Origin of the sequence: Pseudomonas sp. MYb327, assembly GCF_040438925.1 — a bacterium.
GTDB lineage: Bacteria > Pseudomonadota > Gammaproteobacteria > Pseudomonadales > Pseudomonadaceae > Aquipseudomonas.
In genome coordinates this window covers 182,660-201,709 of record NZ_CP159258.1, presented here as the reverse complement: position 1 = coordinate 201,709, position 19,050 = coordinate 182,660, and the positions used below count along the sequence as shown (strand labels likewise).

Genomic DNA, 19,050 nt, shown 5'->3' with positions numbered 1-19,050 from the left:
CTGATTTGTCAGTGATGTTGATGGCCTCATCGCGGGCAAGCCCGCTCCTACAGGTTCGATGCGAGATCTGTAGGAGCGTGGCTTGCCCGCGATGGCCACGACACGGTCCCAACTTGAAACCTGCCCCCAGATCAAGCAAACGATAATTCCTCTTATTCAAAACCCGCTGCCCTGTTAGACTTTGCGCCCTTGTTTTGCTCGTCTTGCAGGATGTCTGATGCCTCCGCTGCCTCTTCGCTTATCCGCACTGTTTCTGGCCCTGGGCCTGAGTGCCTGCGATGACGCCCCGCGTTTTACCAAGGCCGAACCCGGTGAAGCCCGCTCCGGGGGAAATGCGACCGTGCGCAAGACCGATCAGAACGCGTTTTCCCTGCCCTCCGCCAACCTGCCGCCGTCGCGGCGCGTGGACTTCAGCGTCGGCAACAGTTTTTTCCGCAATCCCTGGGTGATCGCCCCGTCGACCACCACCGCTCGTGACGGCCTGGGTCCGCTGTTCAACACCAACGCCTGCCAGAACTGCCACATCAAGGACGGCCGCGGTCATCCGCCCACGCCAGATGCGGTGAACGCCGTGTCGATGCTGGTGCGTCTGTCGATCCCCGATGCCCCGGCCTACGCCAAGGTCATCGAGCAACTGGGTGTGGTGCCGGAGCCGGTCTACGGCGGGCAGTTCCAGGACATGGCCGTCCCCGGCGTGGTCCCGGAAGGCAAAGTGCGCGTCGATTACACGCCGGTGGCGGTTCGCTTCAAGGACGGCACCGAAGTCGAGTTGCGCAAGCCGAACCTGAACATCACCCAGCTGGGCTACGGCCCGATGCACCCCGACACCCGTTTCTCCGCGCGGGTTGCACCGCCGATGATCGGCCTCGGCTTGCTTGAAGCCATCCCCGAAGCAGCGATCCTGGCCAACGCCGATGCTCAGGCGAAAGAAAACAACGGCATCGCCGGACGCCCGAACCGGGTCTGGGACGACGCCCAGCAGAAAACCGTCCTCGGGCGATTTGGCTGGAAGGCCGGGCAACCAAACCTCAATCAACAAAATGTGCACGCATTTTCCGGTGATATGGGCCTCACGACCAGCCTGAGAACCGTTGATGACTGTACCGACACGCAAACCGCCTGCAAAACCGCTCCGAACGGCAACAGCCCCGATGGCGAGCCGGAAGTCAGCGATAACATCCTGCGCCTGGTGCTTTTCTACAGCCGCAACCTCGCCGTACCGGCGCGCCGCGATGTCAGCGCACCTGAAGTGCTGGCCGGCAAAAACCTGTTTTACCAGGCCGGCTGCCAGTCCTGTCACACACCGAAATACACCACCGCCGCCAACGCCGCCGAACCTGAACTGGCCAATCAAGTGATTCGCCCTTACAGCGATTTGCTGCTGCATGACATGGGCGACGGTCTGGCCGACAACCGCACTGAATTCCAGGCCAGCGGCCGCGACTGGCGCACGCCGCCGTTGTGGGGCATCGGCCTGACGGAAGCGGTCAGTGGCCACACCCAGTTCTTGCATGACGGCCGCGCCCGCAACTTGCTCGAAGCCGTGCTCTGGCATGGCGGCGAGGCGAAAGCGGCGCAGCAACAGGTTTTGTCTTTCAATGCCGAGCAGCGCGCTGCGTTGCTGGCGTTTTTGAATTCCCTTTAATACGCACTCTTCCAGCGGGAGCCCGACATGTTCCGTCCCAAATTGTTGTTCACCAGCCTTGCCGCGCTAGCCTTGGGCGCCTGTTCGCCACAGGACCCGCAAGCTGTCACTTCGGCGGCGATCGCCAAGTCGGTGATTCTGCCGACCTACACCCGCTGGGTTGAAGCCGACCGCCAGTTGGCCGTCAGCGCCCTCGCCTACTGCGAAGGCAAGGAAAACCTCGAAACCGCCCGCGCCGATTTCCTGCACGCGCAAAAAGCCTGGGCCGAGCTGCAACCGCTGCTGATCGGCCCGCTGGCCGAGGGCAACCGTGCCTGGCAGGTGCAATTCTGGCCGGACAAGAAAAACCTGGTCGGCCGTCAGGTCGAGCAACTGGTCACCGCACAGCCGCAGATCGATGCCGCTGCCCTGGCCAAGTCCAGCGTCGTGGTGCAAGGCCTGTCGGCCTACGAATACATCCTTTTCGACAGCAAGCCTGATGTGGCCAACGCTGAACAGAAAGCCAAATACTGCCCGCTGCTGATCGCCATCGGCGAGCGTCAGAAACAACTGGCCGAAGAGATTCTGAAAAGCTGGAACAACACCGATGGCATGCTCGCGCAGATGAGCAAATTCCCGAACCAGCGCTACGCCGACTCCCACGAAGCCATCGCCGATGTGCTGCGCGTGCAAGTCACCGCCCTCGACAGCCTGAAGAAAAAACTCGGCACGCCAATGGGCCGCCAGAGCAAGGGCGTGCCGCAACCGTTCCAGGCCGATGCATGGCGTAGCCAGTCGTCTTTGACCGGTCTCGAAGCCAGCCTCGCCGCCGCCAAAACGGTGTGGGAAGGGGTCGACAACAAAGGCATTCGTGGCCTGCTGCCGAGCGAGCAGAAACCACTGGCCGACAAGATCGACGCCGCCTATGCCGCGTCCTTGAAACTGTTCGCCAGCAACCAGCGTTCGTTGACTGAAATGCTCAGCGACGATGCCGGTCGCCAGCAACTCAATGATCTCTACGACAGTCTCAACGTCGTCCATCGCCTGCACGAAGGCGAGCTGGCCAAGGCGTTGGGCATTCAACTGGGCTTCAACGCCAACGACGGTGACTAATGAGGACGAGTGCCATGCTGCGACGTCAGGCTCTGACTTTAGGTAGCTTGCTGCTGGGAGCAGTGACACTGGGCGGCTGGACGCTGTTCAAGCAAAAGGACAAAAGCCCGCTGCTGCTTTCGGCGCGGGATGATACCGATGGCAGGCACTACGCCGTCGGTTATCGGCTGGATGGCACCCAGGTGTTCGCCACCGAGGTCGGCCAGCGTTGCCACGACATCATCAATCACCCGGCGCTGCCGATCGCGCTGTTTGTCGCCCGGCGCCCGGGCACCGAGAGCTACTTGATCGACCTGCGTAACGGCACGTTGCTGCAAACCGTTGCGTCGCAACCAAATCGGCATTTCTACGGTCACGCCGTGATACACCACAGCGGCGACTGGTTGTACGCCACCGAAAACGACACGACCGATCCGGGTCGCGGGCTGCTCGGCGTGTACAAGTTCGAAGGTGAACGCTTGGTCCATAGCGGCGAGATTTCCACTCACGGCATCGGCCCGCATCAGGTGTCGTGGATGCCCGATGGCGAAACTCTGGTGGTGGCCAACGGCGGGATTCGTACCGAAGCTGAAAGCCGGGTCGAGATGAACCTGAACGCCATGGAGCCGAGCCTGGTCCTGATGCAACGCGACGGCACATTGCTGAGCAAGGAAACCCTCGCACAGCAGATGAACAGCGTGCGCCACCTGGGGATTGCCAGCGACGGCACCATCGTCGCCGGCCAGCAATTCATGGGCGCGGCGCACGAGCACTCGGAACTCTTGGCGATCAAGCGTCCGGGCCAACCGTTCGTGGCGTTTCCGGTGCCTGAGCATCAATTGCAAGCCATGGGGCATTACACCGCGAGCGTCGCGGTGCACAGTGACTTGCGGCTGGTCGCGTTGACCGCGCCACGGGGCAACCGCTTTTTCATCTGGGACCTGGACAGTGGCGAAGTGCGACTGGACGCGCCACTTCCCGATTGCGCCGGAGTCGGTGCGGTGGCCGACGGGTTTGTCGTGACCTCGGGCCAGGGTCGCTGCCGCTACTACGATTGCCGCCAGACCGATCTGGTTGCAAAACCGCTGGACCTTCCGGCGGGGCTCTGGGACAACCATCTGCATCTGATGGCGTAACGCAACGGCTCCTACGGTAAATGCGATTCTCTGTAGGAGCTGGCTTGCCAGCGATGTCCATCTCAAAACCCCCGCCATATTTAATGGCCCCATCGCCGGCAAGCCGGCTCCTACAAATTGGGGAAGCTGCAAAAAAACATCCATTGGAATCACCCTCGGAGTCGGGGTAAGGTTCCCGCCTGTCTCACCTGATTTTCTCCAAGGAACTGGAAATATGCTGCGTCGCCGCATGCTGATCATGTTGGGTGTTGTTCTGTTGATCGTGCTGGTCCTGGCCGGTTACAAAGCCTTCTCCATCTACACGATGATTCAAGGTTTCACCGCGCCCAAACCACCGATCAGTGTCGCCGTGGCCACCGCCATCGAACGGCCCTGGCAGGCGCGACTGCCTACTGTCGGCACGCTAACGGCGCTGCAAGGCGTGGACCTGAGCCTCGAAACAGACGGCACCGTCATCGATTTGCAGTTCGAGTCGGGGCAGAAGGTCAAGGCCGGTCAGCCCCTCCTGCGCCTCGACAGCGCCGTGGAAACTGCCCTGCTTGAAACCGCTCAGGCCGACCTTGGGCTGGCCCAGCTCGATTACGGTCGCGGCAGTCAACTGGTCGGTAGCCAGGCCATTTCCAAAGGTGAGTTCGACCGACTGTCGGCGGTGCTGAAAAAGAGCAAAGCCACGGTCAATCAACTCAAGGCTGCGCTCGGCAAAAAAAGCATCGTCGCCCCCTTCAGCGGGACCATCGGCATTCGTCAGGTGGACATTGGCGACTATCTGGCCAGCGGCACCATGATTGCCACCCTGCAAGACCTTAGCAGTCTATACGTCGACTTTTTCGTGCCGGAGCAGTCGGTGCCGAAAATCGCCCTCGGCCAGCCGGTTGAAATCATCGTCGCGGCTTATCCGACGCAAACCTTCCCCGGCAAAATCAGCGCGATCAACCCCAAGCTCGAGAACAGCACGCGCAATATGCAGGTGCGCGCCACGCTGGCCAACCCCGATGGAAAGCTGCTGCCAGGCATGTTCGCCAGCTTACAGGTCATGCTGCCCGACCCGCAGCCGCGCATCGTCGTGCCGGAAAGCGCGATTACCTACACGCTGTACGGCAACTCGCTGTATGTCGTCGCAGAGAAAAAAGCCGAAGACGGCAGCATCGAAAAAGACGACAAGGGCCAACCGATCCTGATTGCCGAACGGCGTTTCATTGAGACTGGCGAACGTCGCGACGGGTTGGTGATGATCACCAAAGGCGTGAAGAACGGCGAAAAAGTGGTGACTGCCGGCCAGATCAAACTGGACAACGGCGCGCACATCGCCATCAGCGACGACAAGACCCTAGCCGAGAAGAACAGTCAGCCTCGCGCTGACTGATCAAGGAACCCCCATGGCTTTTACTGATCCGTTCATCCGCCGCCCGGTGCTTGCCACCGTGGTCAGCCTGTTGATCGTACTGCTGGGCTTCCAAGCCTGGAGCAAGCTGCCGCTGCGCCAGTACCCGCAAATGGAAAACGCCCTGATCACGGTGACCACCGCGTACCCCGGAGCCAACGCCGAAACCATTCAGGGCTACATCACCCAACCGATGCAACAGAGCCTGGCCAGCGCCGAGGGCATCGACTACATGACCTCGGTCAGTCGCCAGAACTTCTCGGTGATCTCGATCTACGCACGCATCGGCGCCAACAGTGACCGTTTGTTCACCGAACTGCTGGCCAAGGCCAACGAGGTCAAGAACCAGTTGCCCCAGGACGCCGAAGACCCGGTCCTGAGCAAGGAGGCCGCTGACGCCTCGGCGTTGATGTACATCAGCTTCTTCAGCAAGGAACTGAACAACCCGCAAATTACCGACTATCTGTCGCGGGTCATCCAGCCGAAACTGGCGACATTGCCGGGCATGGCCGAAGCCGAGATTCTCGGCAACCAGGTGTTTGCCATGCGCCTTTGGCTCGATCCGGTGAAACTCGCCGGTTTCGGCCTCAGCGCCAGCGACGTGACCGATGCGGTGCGCAAGTACAACTTCCTCTCCGCCGCCGGCGAAGTGAAAGGCGAGTACGTGGTCACCAGCATCAACGCCAATACCGAACTCAAATCCGCCGAAGCCTTTGCCGCGATTCCGCTCAAGGTCGAGGGCGACAGTCGGGTGCTGCTGAGTGATGTGGCGCGGGTGGAGATGGGTGCGGAAAACTACGACACCATCAGCTCTTTCGGTGGCACACCCTCGGTCTACATCGGCATCAAGGCCACACCCGGTGCCAACCCGCTGGACGTGATCAAGGAAGTGCGCAAGATCATGCCGGATCTTGAAGCCCAGCTGCCGCCGAACCTCAAGGCTGAAATCGCCTACGACGCCACGCTGTTCATCCAGGCCTCGATCGACGAAGTAGTGAAAACCCTTTTCGAAGCCGTGCTGATCGTAATTGTCGTGGTGTTCCTGTTCCTCGGCTCCCTACGTTCGGTGGTGATCCCGGTGGTCACCATTCCGCTGTCGATGATCGGCGTGATGTTCTTCATGCAGATGATGGGATATTCCCTGAACCTGCTGACCCTGCTGGCGATGGTGTTGGCCATTGGGCTGGTGGTGGACGATGCCATCGTGGTAGTGGAAAACATCCATCGCCATATCGAGGAAGGCAAGTCACCCCTGGACGCCGCCATCGAAGGCGCCCGGGAGATCGCCATGCCGGTGGTTTCGATGACCATCACCCTGGCGGCAGTGTACGCGCCGATCGGTTTCCTGACGGGGCTGACCGGGGCACTGTTCAAGGAGTTTGCCCTGACGCTGGCCGGGGCCGTAGTGATTTCCGGCATCGTCGCGTTGACCCTGTCACCAATGATGTGCGCCTTTCTGTTGCGCCTCGACGAAAACCCCAGTGGCCTCGCCCACCGCCTCGACCTGATTTTCGAAAGTCTCAAACGACGCTATCAACGCATGCTGCACGGCACCCTTAACACCCGGCCGGTGGTGCTAGTGTTCGCGGCGATCGTGCTGTGCCTGATTCCGGTGCTGCTCAATTTCACCAAGTCGGAGCTGGCTCCGGATGAGGACCAGGGCATCATTTTCATGATCGCCAACGCCCCGCAGCCGACCAACCTGGACTACCTGAGCACCTACACCGACGAGTTCATCACGATCTTCAAGGAGTTTCCCGAATACTACTCGTCGTTCCAGATCAACGGTTTCAACGGTGTGCAATCGGGCGTCGGCGGCTTCCTGCTGAAACCGTGGAACGAACGCAGTCGCACCCAAATGCAGCTTCTGCCCGAGGTCCAAGCGAAACTGGCGAGCATCCCGGGGCTGCAGATTTTCGGTTTCAACCTGCCTTCCCTGCCAGGTACCGGCGAAGGCCTGCCCTTCCAGTTCGTCATCAACACCGCCAACGATTACGAGTTGCTGCTGCAAGTGGTCGACCGGGTGAAAAAACGGGTGATGGAGTCCGGCAAGTTCGCCTTCGCCGACGTCGACCTGGCGTTCGACAAGCCCGAAGTGGTGGTGGATATCGATCGTGCCAAGGCCGCCCAGATGGGCGTTTCGATGCAGGATCTCGGCGGAACACTGGCGACGTTACTCGGCGAGGCGGAGATCAACCGTTTCACCATTGAAGGTCGCAGCTACAAGGTCATTGCCCAGGTTGAGCGTCCATTCCGGGATAACCCGGACTGGCTGAACAATTACTACGTGAAGAACAGCAAAGGCGAACTGCTGGCCCTGTCGACCCTGATTACCGTGACAGACCGGGCGCGACCACGGCAGCTGAACCAGTTCCAGCAACTCAACTCAGCCATTCTGTCCGGGGTGCCACTGGTCAGCATGGGCGAAGCGATTGACGCCGTGCGCCAGATCGCCCGGGAAGAAGCGCCGGCGGGCTTTGCGTTCGACTATGCGGGCGCATCGCGACAATACGTTCAGGAAGGCAGTGCGTTATGGGTGACCTTTGCCCTGGCGCTGGCCATCATTTTCCTGGTGTTGGCGGCCCAGTTCGAAAGCTTTCGCGACCCGCTGGTGATTCTGGTGACCGTACCGCTGTCGATCTGCGGGGCGCTGATCCCTCTGTTCCTCGGCTGGTCGAGCATGAATATTTACACCCAGGTTGGTTTGGTGACGTTGATCGGGCTGATCAGCAAACACGGGATCTTGATTGTCGAGTTTGCCAACCAGTTGCGTAAGGACAAGGGCCTGACGGCTCGCGAGGCGGTGGAAGAAGCGGCGGCCATTCGTTTGCGTCCGGTGCTGATGACGACCGCCGCCATGGTGTTCGGCATGGTGCCCTTGATCATCGCCACCGGGGCGGGGGCGGTCAGCCGGTTCGATATCGGTACGGTTATCGCAACGGGGATGTCGATTGGTACGTTGTTTACGCTGTTCGTATTGCCGTGCGTGTACACGCTGCTGGCCAAACCCGAGAAGCCTGTACACGCCAACGCCCTGTAGGAGCCGGCTTGCTGGCGATGAACAACGACGCGGTATATCTTGGGCACCGCGGCGCCTGGATCGCCAGCAAGCCGGCTCCTGCAAGGTTGAGTGCAATCGTCAGTCAACGGGCATAAAAAAGGCCTCGCATCAGCGAGGCCTTTATTTTGGCTTCAATCTGTTCAACTTTGCGGCCTCAATCCTTGAGAAAGTCCAAACATGAACAGCAATAAATCATGGTCGGGCTGTGTTGCTACGGATGCCTTGGCAACTCGTGGCAACGGACAATGCGCGTCACCTTGCATTGAACTGAGTACTTGCGTGCGGGGCTGCTCCCAAGCCGCCACCGCGATTGAAGCAACTGCCAAGGCTCCTATTAGAAACAAACCTCGCGCAACTTCGAGTTTCATTGCTATAAACCTTTGATAGCGCTGCCAAACGCCGTCTTATAAAAGTAGACGAGTTTGTCCCAGTCTGTCGTGCTGAACGACGAGTGGCGACGCAGTTGTTTCATGTCATGGGCAGCTGCGCGATAGGCGGTCAGGCGCTGTCGGCACTTCTCGAGATCGATCAGGGCGACCTCGACTTTAGCCGCCTCGCCTACGCCGGTAACGCGCACGAATACGTGCTTGATATAGATGCAGCTGTGCTGCCAGCGCCCCTTGTGCATGCGCGCCAGGTTATCGGCCAGATCCTTCAACACGCGATCATGCGCGGCCTCACCGACACGCTCACGTCCGCCGCCAGCGTACCAATGTTCAATTTCTTCAAAGCCGTCCAGTGACTTGGTAACCAGCAGTGCGCGCCATTTGTGCACCGGATCGCGTTGTGCGCCGCAGTAAACGATTTCCGGGACGCGTACGCCCAGCGCGCGTACGCCGATCAGCGCATCGCGTTCACGCAACACGGTCGGCCGGCCAAACGGGTGCAACCAACTGCGATGGATATGCCCGGTCTGCCGTTTAACGTAGAGCAGATGACCATCGCTGCCCATGATGCGCTGCACGCCACTTTCGCCACCGCGACGGACATTGGGCTCTTCTACCCAGTCACCGCGCTGGTTCCAGAAATAGTCAAAGCGATCCGGGGAAGAGACTTCCGCTTCCGCTGCACATTGCGCTGCCATTCTGTTACCTCTTCCGTAATACGTAGACCCGCCACATGGCATAGAGCGGAATAAAGTCCAGTTGTTCCTGAATTCGAAAACCTGCCTGCTCAAATTCCTTTTCGACCGTAGCAGCCGGTAACACAAATCGGTTCTGGTAACCAACCTGCCCACGAGTTCTCTCCGCGCGCTTGCGTTTCCAGGCTTTGAAATTGCCATCCACCCACAGCGAAAGAATCACACTGTCCCGGGTGACGCGCTCGAATTCACGCAAAATAGCCAGTCGATGCTCGGCTTCACCGATGTGATGGAGCAAGCGCATGCAAAAAATGCTGTCGACGGCGTTATCAGGCAAGGCGATGTCGAATGCAGAAGTGTGCAAGGGTTGTACCCGTTTCACCACATCGGCCGGTTGCGCCTGGGTAGCGATCTTCAGCATGGACTCGGAATTGTCGGCACCGATAATTACACGGTTGGGCTTTTCTGCCAGCAAGGGCCAGAAACGCCCTGCTCCGCAGGGCAAATCGAGAACCAGCCCCGGCTCGCCGACGAGTGCCAGGGCCTTTCGCGCCAGCTGCTCGTCGCGCAAGTGAGACAGTCGACGGCCAAGACCATCCTTGTGCTTGCGCAGGTAACGCTGGGCGTGTTGATCGTCGTATTTTTCGGAAAAATCTAGTTTGATAGGGCCGGCCATCACAAAGGTCTCCTGAGCTTCTGATTCCAACCACCATAGGTAGCGGTGTGTCAGTTTCAGGTTATCCCTTTGTGAAAAAAATGTTATGTAAAACCCGAAAATATTTCGAGATATTACAGGGGCCAGCTATTAATATATTTGCCCCTTTTTGATCCCTCAATGCACTTGCGATGTATGCAGTTGCACGTGGAAACGACACCCGTTGGGTTCCATGGTTGTCAGGCTGACGCTCCAGCCCTGGTTTTCACAGATTCGTTGCACCAATGACAGGCCAAGCCCGAGCCCGTCGCCGCGCTTCTCGGTGCCCCGTACGAAGGGCTCGAACATGGCTTCGCGTTTTTCTTCGGGAATCCCCACGCCACTGTCCTCGACCAGGAAACCACTGCTCGTCAGGGTCAGGCGAATGAAGCCCCGCTCGGTGTAATGCAGCGCATTTCGCAACAGGTTGCCCATGACAGCCTGCAGCAATGTTGCGTTGAAACGGGTGTTCTGCGGATTGCCCGGTTCGAAGATCAACCTAAGCCCTTTTGCCTCGATCGGCTCGCGCCACAGACTGAGCAGCCCATCGGCCACCTGGCTCACGGACTGCTGCGGTGACATGTTGGAGTCCTCACGTTGCGCCCGGGCCAACATCAGGAAGGTTTGCACCAGCTCACGCATTTCCTCACAGGCCCGGGCAATTCGTTCGACCTGGGCTCGACCGCGCAGATCAAGGCCCGAGTTTTCCAGTAACAATTCGCAGGAACTGGCCAATACCATCAAAGGCGTACGCAGTTCGTGACTGACATCGCTGGTGAACAAGCGCTCCCGCGTCAAAGCCTGGCGCAATCGACCGAGGGTAGCATCGAAGGCCACCGCCAGTTCACCCACTTCATCCGCCGCGTAATCCGGCGCCAGAGGTGGCGCCAGACCTAATAACTGATCGCGATGACGCACCTGACGTGCCAGGCGCACTACCGGCGCCATCACCTTGCGCGCCAGGACCCAACCAAGGAAAACCGCCAACGCCAGACTGAGGACGAAGCCCACCAGCACCACGGCGAACAACACCCGCTCGCGCTCTTCGAAATCACTCTGATCCTGCAACAGCACATACCGCCGACCATCGATGATTTCGACCATCGCGTGGTATGACAAATTCTCGCGGAACACCTCGTGAAAACCCGTATCCAGGTGACGCAAATCCTTGGGCAGCTCGAAATCGCCACGCCCGCCGCTGAAATAGAACAACTGGTCGGGTTCAGGGCGATGGCTCCAGTCGGAGACATTGTCCATCAGCAACAGACGCTGCAAGTCGCCGCCCAGGCCTGCCGAAATCAGTTTTTCTTCCACCAGATGCACGGTGAAGACGATGCCCATGGCGAATGCACCCGCCACCAACGCGCTCATCAGCGCAAAGGCAATGATGATCCGCTGGGAAAGGCTCTGTTTAAACTCCATCACGGCCCTCGGCCAGGCGATAACCCACACCGTGCACGGTTTGCAGCAGGGGCTTGGCGAATGGCTTGTCGATCACCTGACGTAATTGGTGGACGTGACTGCGCAGACTGTCGCTGTCCGGGCAATCGTCACCCCACAGCGCTTCTTCAAGAATTTCACGGCGTAACACGTGAGGGCTTTTCTGCATCAGTACGGCCAGCAACTTCAGGCCCACCGGGTTGAGTTTGAGCAGGCGCCCCTCGCGGGTGACTTCCAGGGTATCGAGGTCGTAGCTCAGATCGCCGACTTGCAAAGTGCGGCGACCGCCACCCTGGGTACGACGCATGACAGCCTCGATGCGCGCCGCCAGCTCAGACAGGGCAAAGGGCTTGATCAGGTAATCATCGGCCCCGGACTTGAAGCCCTGTAGCCGGTCATCCAGTTGATCGCGAGCCGTCAGCATGATGACGGGCGTGTCGCGGCGGGCATCTTCGCGCAGGCGCTTGCACAGGGTGTAGCCGTCGATCCCGGGCAACATGATGTCGAGGACGATCAAGTCGTAATGCTCAGTGGCCGCCAAATGCAGGCCTGACAAACCGTCCTGCGCGCAATCCACGGTATAGCCTTTGAGGCCCAGGTAATCGGCCAGATTAGCCAGGATATCGCGGTTGTCTTCAACCAATAGAATTCGCATGGGCACCTTCTCCGTACGCGGTAACGGCCGTCTTGGCCCGCGCAGCTTAAGGCCAAGTGTGGCTCACGGCTAGGACTGCGTGCAGTTACGAATTTCAGTGAAAATCCCGGTTAACGCCTCAACAACTTTTTCACTATTGGTTCACAGGCTGACGACAGGATCGGGCTCAAACTCCGCGCGGCTGCGTACTTCAGATCACTTTACCGACCAAGGAATTGCCATGGTTTCGACCCTTGTCCGCCCTGCCTCCCGCCCGCTCAATGGGTGGTTATGCCTGGGCATTCCCGCCGTTGCGGCGATTATTTTGGTATTGCTTGAGCTGACATCCCTGGACATGGACCTGGCCAGGCTTTTCTACGATCCGGTCGCTGGGGAATTCATCGGTCGGCACAGTTACTTCCTGGAAGACATCCTGCATGACCGGGCCAAGCAAGTGGTTATCCTCTTCTCGCTGCTGGCTATCCTCGGTTTTGCAGGATCGTTCTTCATGACCCGGCTCAAACCGTTCAAACGCGAATTAGGCTGTCTGGTGCTGTCTTTGGGGCTGGCGACTTCTTTCGTCACACCGATGAAAGCGGTAACGGCCGTGCAATGCCCATGGAGCCTTGAGCAATTCGGCGGTCACGAGACCTACAGCGAGTTATTGAGCCCACGCCCGCCTACCGATAAACCTGGTCGTTGCTGGCCCGGCGGTCATGCCGCCACCGGTTTCACGCTATTTGCGTTGTTCTTCGTGCTGCGTGACCGGCGCCCGCGCCTGGCACGCGCAGCGTTTGTGTTCGCCTTTGCGCTGGGCAGCGTGTTTTCCATCGGGCGAATGATGCAAGGCGCGCACTTCTTTTCACACAACGTGTGGACGGCAGTGTTCTGCTGGCTGATTTGTCTGGGGTCTTATTACTGGATTCTGTATCGGCCGGCTGTGAAGGCTGAAACTGAGGCTAATGCGGAACCTGTCGGCGCCTGATCCAGCCCCATCGCGAGCAGGCTCGCTCCTACAGGGATTGATGTGAATCTCAAAAAAAAGGCAATAAAAAACCCCGCCTGCTTTCGCAGGCGGGGTTTTTAGTACAGGGGTAAGGCTGGCTTACATCATGCCGCCCATGCCGCCCATACCGCCCATGTCTGGCATACCGCCGCCAGCACCGCCGTCTTTCTTCGGTGCATCAGCAACAGCCGCTTGGGTGGTCAGGATCAGACCGGCGATCGACGATGCAGCTTGCAGAGCGGAACGGGTGACCTTGGTTGGGTCCAGGATACCCATTTCGATCATGTCGCCGTATTCGCCAGTCGCAGCGTTGTAACCGAAGTTACCTTTGCCGTTCTTGACTTCGTTTACCACAACGCTTGGCTCGTCACCGCTGTTGGCAGCGATCTGACGCAGCGGTGCTTCAACGGCACGACGCAGAACAGAAACACCTACGTCCTGGTCAGCGTTGTCGCCTTTCAGGTCCAGGATGGCTTCAAGAGCACGGATCAGCGCTACGCCACCGCCAGGTACCACGCCTTCTTCAACGGCTGCACGGGTAGCGTGCAGGGCGTCTTCAACGCGGGCTTTCTTCTCTTTCATTTCAACTTCGGAACCAGCGCCAACCTTGATCACTGCTACGCCACCGGACAGCTTGGCCAGACGCTCTTGCAGTTTTTCACGGTCGTAGTCCGAGGAAGTTTCAGCAACCTGGGCACGGATCTGGTTGATGCGCGCTTCGATGTCGCCTTGTACGCCAGCACCGTCAACGATGATGGTGTTTTCCTTGGACAGGGTCACGCGTTTGGCGTTACCCAGGTGCTCCAGAGTGGTGCTTTCCAGGCTCAGGCCGATCTCTTCGGAGATTACGGTACCGCCGGTCAGAACGGCGATGTCCTGCAACATGGCCTTGCGACGGTCGCCGAAGCCTGGCGCCTTGACGGCTGCGACTTTAACGATGCCACGCATGTTGTTCACAACCAGAGTCGCCAGGGCTTCGCCTTCAACGTCTTCGGCCACGATCAGCAGTGGACGGCCGGCTTTGGCAACGGCTTCCAGCACGGGCAGCATTTCGCGGATGTTCGAGATCTTTTTGTCGACCAGCAGGATCAGCGGGCCGTCCAGCTCAGCGACCATGGTCTCTGGCTTGTTGACGAAGTACGGGGACAGGTAGCCACGGTCGAACTGCATGCCTTCAACAACCGACAGTTCGTTTTCCAGGCCCGAGCCTTCTTCAACGGTGATCACGCCTTCTTTACCGACTTTTTCCATCGCTTCGGCAATGATGTCGCCGATGGAGTTGTCGGAGTTGGCGGAGATGGTACCTACCTGAGCGATGGCCTTGGTGTCAGCGCAAGGCTTGGACAGGTTTTTCAGCTCTTTGACGATAGCGATGGTCGCTTTGTCGATACCGCGCTTCAGATCCATCGGGTTCATGCCGGCAGCGACGGCTTTCAGGCCTTCGTTGACGATCGATTGAGCCAGAACGGTAGCGGTGGTGGTGCCGTCGCCTGCGTCATCGTTGGCACGGGAGGCAACGTCTTTGACCAGCTGCGCGCCCATGTTTTCGAAACGGTCTTCCAGTTCGATTTCTTTGGCGACGGAAACGCCGTCCTTGGTGATGGTCGGAGCGCCGAAGCTCTTCTCGATGATCACGTTACGGCCTTTCGGGCCCAGGGTCGCTTTTACTGCGTCAGCCAGGACGTTGACACCGGTGAGCATTTTCTTGCGGGCGGAATCGCCAAACAGTACTTCTTTAGCAGCCATGATCGATATTCCTTAAATACTTTGTAGTAACGGGAAAATGAGCGGGTAATCAGCCTTCGACAACAGCGAGGATTTCGTTCTCGCTCATTACCAGAAGGTCTTCGCCGTCGACTTTCACAGTGTTGCTGCCGGAGTAAGGACCGAACACAACCTTGTCGCCCACTTTCACGGACAGTGCACGCACTTCACCGTTATCCAGTACGCGGCCGGTGCCGACAGCGAGGATTTCACCGCTGTTGGCTTTTTCAGCAGCCGAACCTGGCAGGACGATACCGCCAGCGGTTTTCTTTTCTTCTTCGCTGCGACGGATGACGACGCGGTCATGCAGAGGACGAAGCTTCATTGTCGATCTCTCCTAATTGTGGTTTTCATCGGCCGGTGTAGTCCCGGCGGGTTTAACAAAGTCCGGCGGTGCCGGGTGCGGTTCGTCGAGCGAACCGCGGAAGTCTGTCTGGTGTGATCACCAGAAACCTTGCGGTGACCGTTACATAAGGGCGCATAAGCTTATTACAAGGGCGGGGGTCGAAAAATTTTCTTCTCTTTACCCCGCAAACGAACACGGCACCCGAAGGTGCCGTGTCGATATGAGGTGTTACTTGCTATCGCGATGTTCGAACTCACCTTCGATCACGTTGGGCTCGCGGCCCAGAGGCTCGCGCGGCGTAGGGCCGCCACGGGACTGAAGGTCATCGGCGAACGCACGCTGGCGAATCGCTTGCTCCTCGGCACGCTGGCGCATTTTATTGGCCAGCAGGCGACGGGAGATCGGTAGCAGCATGATCAGGCCGACCACGTCACTGATGAAACCCGGCAGGATCAACAGACCACCGGCCAACGCCAGCATCAGGCCTTCGAGCATGGTCTGCGCGGGCAACTCGCCACGGTTCAGGCTTTCACGGGCTCGCAAAGCCGTTGCCAGGCCGGCGATCCGCAACACGAATACACCGAACATCGAGCCGAGAATGATCAGCAGCAGGGCCGGGAAAAACCCGATGGCCCCTGCCACCTTGACGAATACGAACAGCTCCAACACCGGGAACAGCAGAAAGAGCAACAAAAAAGGGCGCATCAAATGGTTCCTCAACGCAAGAATGCCTTGCCAGTAATCCTTAGATGACGTCGCCGTTTCGTGAATTCAAGCGTCGGCGACTTCATTTTTTGGCCAATGTTCAGCGTGAGCCAGGAAAACCAAGGCTTCGCGAACTTGTGTCGGCGTATTACACGGAGCCTGGAACGGCAACCAGTAAAGGCTTTGACCGATGCGCAGGTGCATGCCTTCGCTGTCGATGCCGACCATCTGTGCCGGCGAAGACTTTGGCAATCCCGCAAGATCCACGTAATGGGTAATCGCCTTGGCGTGATCGGCGTTCATGTGCTCGACCATGCTCACTTCAGCCTTGCCGGCAAAAGGGTTCGCCAGGATCAGGTCATTGACCCAATGAATGGCGCCAAAACCGCCAATGTATCGGTGACGCACCGGTTGCAGCACCCAGAAATCGAAATCATGGGCCTTGTGATAATTCTGCGAATCGGGGAAGTAGCGGTAATAGCGCTCGGCTGCCGCGTCGATGGCTGACGCGCCCTCGATCATTTGCGCCTCGGCCAGATAGGTCAGCCGACCAACGGCTTGCACATCTTCAGCCCCACGCTCGCCCACGAAAAGCGAGCATTTCGGATCTTTCTGCAAGTTGTGAGTGTGCTGGGCAATGCGGCTTATAAGGATTAGCGGCCGCCCCAGTTCGTCCAGGCAGTACGGAACAACAGATCCAAACGGGAAGCCGGGCATCGCCTTGGAGTGCGTCGACAGCACCCCGCGGTATTCCTTGAGAAGCAATTCTCGTGCATTCTTGGCCGCTTCTACGCTCAATTTATGACTCCTTATATAGAATCCGTCAAAAAAACGGACAGGCACCTGGGGATAAGTGCCCAGTACGCCATCGGGGGCAATTCTCATGTGCAGCCGGGCCACGTCAGGCGCAGATCGAGAGGCTCTCTACAAGGAAACCACTCTAGACCTGCTACCGGGGCATGCGAATGCAACTCACTGACAAAGTAATCATTATCACTGGCGGTTGCCAGGGTTTGGGCCGTTCCATGGCCGAGTATTTCGCCGACAAGGGCGCGAAGCTGGCACTGGTCGACTTGAACCAGGAAAAGCTCGACGCCGCCGTTGCCGCCTGCAAGGCCAAGGGTGTCGAGGCCCGCGCCTACCTGTGCAACGTCGCCAATGAAGAGCAAGTGACGCACATGGTCGCCCAGGTCGCCGAAGACTTCGGTGCGATCCACGGCCTGATCAACAACGCCGGTATCCTGCGCGATGGCCTGCTGCTCAAGGTCAAGGACGGCGAGATGACCAAGATGAGTCTGGCTCAATGGCAGGCAGTGATCGACGTCAACCTGACCGGCGTGTTCCTGTGCACCCGTGAAGTCGCGGCAAAAATGGTCGAGCTGAACAACAGCGGCGCGATCATCAATATCTCGTCGATCTCCCGCGCCGGCAACGTCGGTCAGACCAACTACTCCGCCGCCAAGGCTGGTGTAGCTGCGGCCACCGTGACCTGGGCCAAGGAACTGGCGCGTTACGGCATTCGCGTGGCCGGCATTGCACCGGGTTTTATCGAAACCGAAATGACCCTGGGCATGAAACCGGAAGCGTTGGAGAAGATGACGTCGGGGATTCCGCTCAAGCGCATGGGCAAGCCGGAAGAGATCGCCCATTCGGCAGCGTATATCTTTGAGAACGACTATTACACCGGTCGGATTCTGGAGATGGATGGCGGCCTGCGAATCTAAGCAGCACCGCCCGCTGTAGGAGCCCGGCTTGCCGGCGATGGCGTATTCAAGTCCACCATCGCTGGCACGCCGGGCTCTTACAAATGCGTATTTTCAATCGTCGCTGATGGTGATGTTCGGCATCGCCGGCGTCGCAGCTTCCTGCAACACGATCCGCGCGCCAACGTGGCGGGCCAGTTCCTGGTAGACCAGGGCAATCGGGCTGTCCGGCTCGGCGATCACCGTTGGCTTGCCGCCATCGGCCTGTTCGCGGATGGCCATCGCCAGCGGCAACGAGGCCAGCAGCTCAACGCCGTATTGATTGGCCAATTTCACACCACCACCTTCACCGAACAGATGCTCGGCATGTCCGCAGTTTGAGCAGATGTGCACGGCCATGTTTTCCACCACGCCCAACACCGGAATGTTGACCTTGCGGAACATCTCCACGCCTTTGCGCGCGTCCAGCAAAGCCAGATCCTGTGGTGTGGTAACGATGACAGCGCCGGCCACCGGGACTTTCTGCGCCAGCGTCAGCTGAATGTCGCCGGTGCCTGGCGGCATGTCGATGACCAGGTAATCCAGGTCGCCCCAGGCGGTTTGTGTCACCAATTGCAACAAAGCGCCGGAAACCATCGGCCCGCGCCAGACCATCGGCGTGTTGTCATCGGTCAGGAATGCCATGGACATCACTTCGACGCCATGGGACTGAATCGGCACGAACCACTTCTGTTCCTTGATCTGCGGACGGGTGCCCTCAGCAATACCGAACATGATGCCCTGGCTCGGACCGTAGATGTCCGCATCGAGAATTCCGACCTTGGCACCTTCACGGGCCAGGGCCAGGGCCAGGTTGGCCGCGGTGGTGGATTTGCCCACGCCACCCTTTCCGGACGCCACGGCCACTACGTTCTTGACGTTGGCCAGGCCCGGAATCTGCGCCTGGGCCTTGTGCGCGGCTATTACGCTGGTGATATCAACTTTGGCAATCGACACGCCATCCAGCCCTTGAATAGCCATTTCCAGCATCTGCGCCCAGCCACTCTTGAACAGACCGGCGGCATAGCCCAGTTCCAGCTGCACGCTGACACGATCACCCTGGATCTCGATGCTGCGCACGCATCCGGCGCTGACGGGGTCCTGGTTCAGATAAGGGTCGGTGTATTGGCGAAGGACGGCTTCCACCGCTGCGCGATTGACGGCGCTCATGGGCAACTCCGAAAACTGGACTTGGAAAAGATGACGGGTATCGTACCTGTTCTGATCGTTCGACGGGATGCTCAAAAGATCGCGCTTTTGTAGGAGACCGGCTTGCCGGCGATTGCGTATTCAAGATCGCTATCGCCGGCAAGCCGGGTTCCTACAGGTTGCTCATCCAATGAA

Annotated in this window: 17 protein-coding genes; 7 read left to right on the top strand and 10 right to left on the bottom strand. The window is 59.0% G+C overall.

The genetic code is table 11. The annotated features are described in order from the left end of the window. The first annotated feature begins 217 nt into the window (after positions 1–217). From ABVN21_RS00900 to ABVN21_RS00880, 5 genes are all read left to right on the top strand, one after another. Positions 218–1,645: a di-heme oxidoredictase family protein gene (locus tag ABVN21_RS00900; protein WP_339555409.1), complete on the top strand. Its 1,428-nt coding sequence runs from the start codon at positions 218–220 to the stop codon at positions 1,643–1,645. 27 nt (positions 1,646–1,672) lie between these two features. Next, positions 1,673–2,737 (top strand): imelysin family protein, encoded by a 1,065-nt coding sequence (locus ABVN21_RS00895; protein WP_339555410.1) that lies wholly within the window; start codon positions 1,673–1,675, stop codon positions 2,735–2,737. Positions 2,738–2,751: 14 nt separating this feature from the next. After that, complete coding sequence (locus ABVN21_RS00890) at positions 2,752–3,852, top strand: DUF1513 domain-containing protein (RefSeq protein ID WP_339555411.1); 1,101 nt, start codon at positions 2,752–2,754, stop codon at positions 3,850–3,852. Positions 3,853–4,066: 214 nt separating this feature from the next. Next, complete coding sequence (locus ABVN21_RS00885; RefSeq protein ID WP_339555412.1) at positions 4,067–5,215, top strand: efflux RND transporter periplasmic adaptor subunit; 1,149 nt, start codon at positions 4,067–4,069, stop codon at positions 5,213–5,215. Positions 5,216–5,228: 13 nt separating this feature from the next. After that, on the top strand, positions 5,229–8,273 hold the full coding sequence (locus tag ABVN21_RS00880) for a multidrug efflux RND transporter permease subunit (RefSeq protein ID WP_339555413.1): 3,045 nt from the start codon (positions 5,229–5,231) through the stop codon (positions 8,271–8,273). Positions 8,274–8,434: 161 nt separating this feature from the next. Here ABVN21_RS00880 and ABVN21_RS00875 read toward each other — a convergent pair whose 3' ends face one another. The 5 genes from ABVN21_RS00875 to colR form a co-directional block, all read right to left on the bottom strand. Next, positions 8,435–8,662: a hypothetical protein gene (locus ABVN21_RS00875; protein ID WP_339555414.1), complete on the bottom strand. Its 228-nt coding sequence runs from the start codon at positions 8,660–8,662 to the stop codon at positions 8,435–8,437. A 2-nt stretch (positions 8,663–8,664) separates the two neighbouring features. After that, the gene (locus tag ABVN21_RS00870; protein ID WP_339555415.1) at positions 8,665–9,378 is read right to left on the bottom strand and encodes a lipopolysaccharide kinase InaA family protein; all 714 of its coding nucleotides are present in this window, start codon (positions 9,376–9,378) and stop codon (positions 8,665–8,667) included. A 4-nt stretch (positions 9,379–9,382) separates the two neighbouring features. Continuing rightward, entirely contained in the window at positions 9,383–10,051 is a 669-nt protein-coding gene (locus tag ABVN21_RS00865; RefSeq protein WP_339555416.1) for a class I SAM-dependent methyltransferase, read from the bottom strand. A gap of 156 nt (positions 10,052–10,207) precedes the next feature. Next, positions 10,208–11,491 (bottom strand): HAMP domain-containing sensor histidine kinase, encoded by a 1,284-nt coding sequence (locus tag ABVN21_RS00860; protein WP_339555417.1) that lies wholly within the window; start codon positions 11,489–11,491, stop codon positions 10,208–10,210. After that, on the bottom strand, positions 11,481–12,164 hold the full coding sequence (gene colR, locus ABVN21_RS00855) for a two-component system response regulator ColR (protein WP_020799911.1): 684 nt from the start codon (positions 12,162–12,164) through the stop codon (positions 11,481–11,483). Before colR ends, ABVN21_RS00860 begins: the two co-directional genes overlap by 11 nt. A 220-nt stretch (positions 12,165–12,384) precedes the next feature. On the opposite strand from colR, the gene ABVN21_RS00850 reads away from it, so the two are divergent. Continuing rightward, positions 12,385–13,128 carry a phosphatase PAP2 family protein gene (locus ABVN21_RS00850; RefSeq protein WP_339555426.1) on the top strand — a complete coding sequence of 248 codons (744 nt, stop codon included), beginning with the start codon at positions 12,385–12,387 and terminating at the stop codon, positions 13,126–13,128. 120 nt (positions 13,129–13,248) lie between these two features. On the opposite strand, the gene groL is transcribed toward ABVN21_RS00850, so the two are convergent. The 4 genes from groL to ABVN21_RS00830 form a co-directional block, all read right to left on the bottom strand. Further along, positions 13,249–14,895, bottom strand: a complete 1,647-nt coding sequence (gene groL, locus ABVN21_RS00845) for a chaperonin GroEL (RefSeq protein WP_339555418.1) — start codon at positions 14,893–14,895, stop codon at positions 13,249–13,251. A gap of 49 nt (positions 14,896–14,944) precedes the next feature. Continuing rightward, the gene (locus ABVN21_RS00840; protein ID WP_034149036.1) at positions 14,945–15,238 is read right to left on the bottom strand and encodes a co-chaperone GroES; all 294 of its coding nucleotides are present in this window, start codon (positions 15,236–15,238) and stop codon (positions 14,945–14,947) included. A 249-nt stretch (positions 15,239–15,487) separates the two neighbouring features. Further along, the gene (locus ABVN21_RS00835; protein ID WP_339555419.1) at positions 15,488–15,964 is read right to left on the bottom strand and encodes an FxsA family protein; all 477 of its coding nucleotides are present in this window, start codon (positions 15,962–15,964) and stop codon (positions 15,488–15,490) included. A gap of 66 nt (positions 15,965–16,030) precedes the next feature. Beyond that, complete coding sequence (locus ABVN21_RS00830; RefSeq protein ID WP_339555420.1) at positions 16,031–16,762, bottom strand: HugZ family protein; 732 nt, start codon at positions 16,760–16,762, stop codon at positions 16,031–16,033. Between the two features lie 167 nt (positions 16,763–16,929). Between ABVN21_RS00830 and ABVN21_RS00825 the strand changes: the two genes are divergently transcribed. Beyond that, a complete protein-coding gene (locus ABVN21_RS00825; RefSeq protein ID WP_339555421.1) occupies positions 16,930–17,688 on the top strand; it encodes an SDR family oxidoreductase in 759 nt (252 codons plus the stop codon). Positions 17,689–17,781: 93 nt separating this feature from the next. Here the strand turns inward: ABVN21_RS00825 and apbC are convergent, their stop codons facing one another. After that, complete coding sequence (apbC, locus tag ABVN21_RS00820; RefSeq protein ID WP_339555422.1) at positions 17,782–18,876, bottom strand: iron-sulfur cluster carrier protein ApbC; 1,095 nt, start codon at positions 18,874–18,876, stop codon at positions 17,782–17,784. Positions 18,877–19,050: the final 174 nt, after the last annotated feature.

Bases quoted from the DNA above. Each gene is read 5' to 3' on its own strand.
- ABVN21_RS00875 (WP_339555414.1), bottom strand. From the start codon at position 8,662: ATGAAACTCGAAGTTGCGCGAGGTTTGTTTCTAATAGGAGCCTTGGCA.
- groL (WP_339555418.1), bottom strand. From the start codon at position 14,895: ATGGCTGCTAAAGAAGTACTGTTTGGCGATTCCGCCCGCAAGAAAATG.
- ABVN21_RS00890 (WP_339555411.1), top strand. From the start codon at position 2,752: ATGCTGCGACGTCAGGCTCTGACTTTAGGTAGCTTGCTGCTGGGAGCA.
- ABVN21_RS00880 (WP_339555413.1), top strand. From the start codon at position 5,229: ATGGCTTTTACTGATCCGTTCATCCGCCGCCCGGTGCTTGCCACCGTG.
- ABVN21_RS00840 (WP_034149036.1), bottom strand. From the start codon at position 15,238: ATGAAGCTTCGTCCTCTGCATGACCGCGTCGTCATCCGTCGCAGCGAA.
- ABVN21_RS00885 (WP_339555412.1), top strand. From the start codon at position 4,067: ATGCTGCGTCGCCGCATGCTGATCATGTTGGGTGTTGTTCTGTTGATC.
- apbC (WP_339555422.1), bottom strand. From the start codon at position 18,876: ATGAGCGCCGTCAATCGCGCAGCGGTGGAAGCCGTCCTTCGCCAATAC.
- colR (WP_020799911.1), bottom strand. From the start codon at position 12,164: ATGCGAATTCTATTGGTTGAAGACAACCGCGATATCCTGGCTAATCTG.
- ABVN21_RS00825 (WP_339555421.1), top strand. From the start codon at position 16,930: ATGCAACTCACTGACAAAGTAATCATTATCACTGGCGGTTGCCAGGGT.
- ABVN21_RS00895 (WP_339555410.1), top strand. From the start codon at position 1,673: ATGTTCCGTCCCAAATTGTTGTTCACCAGCCTTGCCGCGCTAGCCTTG.
- ABVN21_RS00900 (WP_339555409.1), top strand. From the start codon at position 218: ATGCCTCCGCTGCCTCTTCGCTTATCCGCACTGTTTCTGGCCCTGGGC.
- ABVN21_RS00870 (WP_339555415.1), bottom strand. From the start codon at position 9,378: ATGGCAGCGCAATGTGCAGCGGAAGCGGAAGTCTCTTCCCCGGATCGC.
- ABVN21_RS00865 (WP_339555416.1), bottom strand. From the start codon at position 10,051: ATGGCCGGCCCTATCAAACTAGATTTTTCCGAAAAATACGACGATCAA.
- ABVN21_RS00860 (WP_339555417.1), bottom strand. From the start codon at position 11,491: ATGGAGTTTAAACAGAGCCTTTCCCAGCGGATCATCATTGCCTTTGCG.
- ABVN21_RS00850 (WP_339555426.1), top strand. From the start codon at position 12,385: ATGGTTTCGACCCTTGTCCGCCCTGCCTCCCGCCCGCTCAATGGGTGG.
- ABVN21_RS00835 (WP_339555419.1), bottom strand. From the start codon at position 15,964: ATGCGCCCTTTTTTGTTGCTCTTTCTGCTGTTCCCGGTGTTGGAGCTG.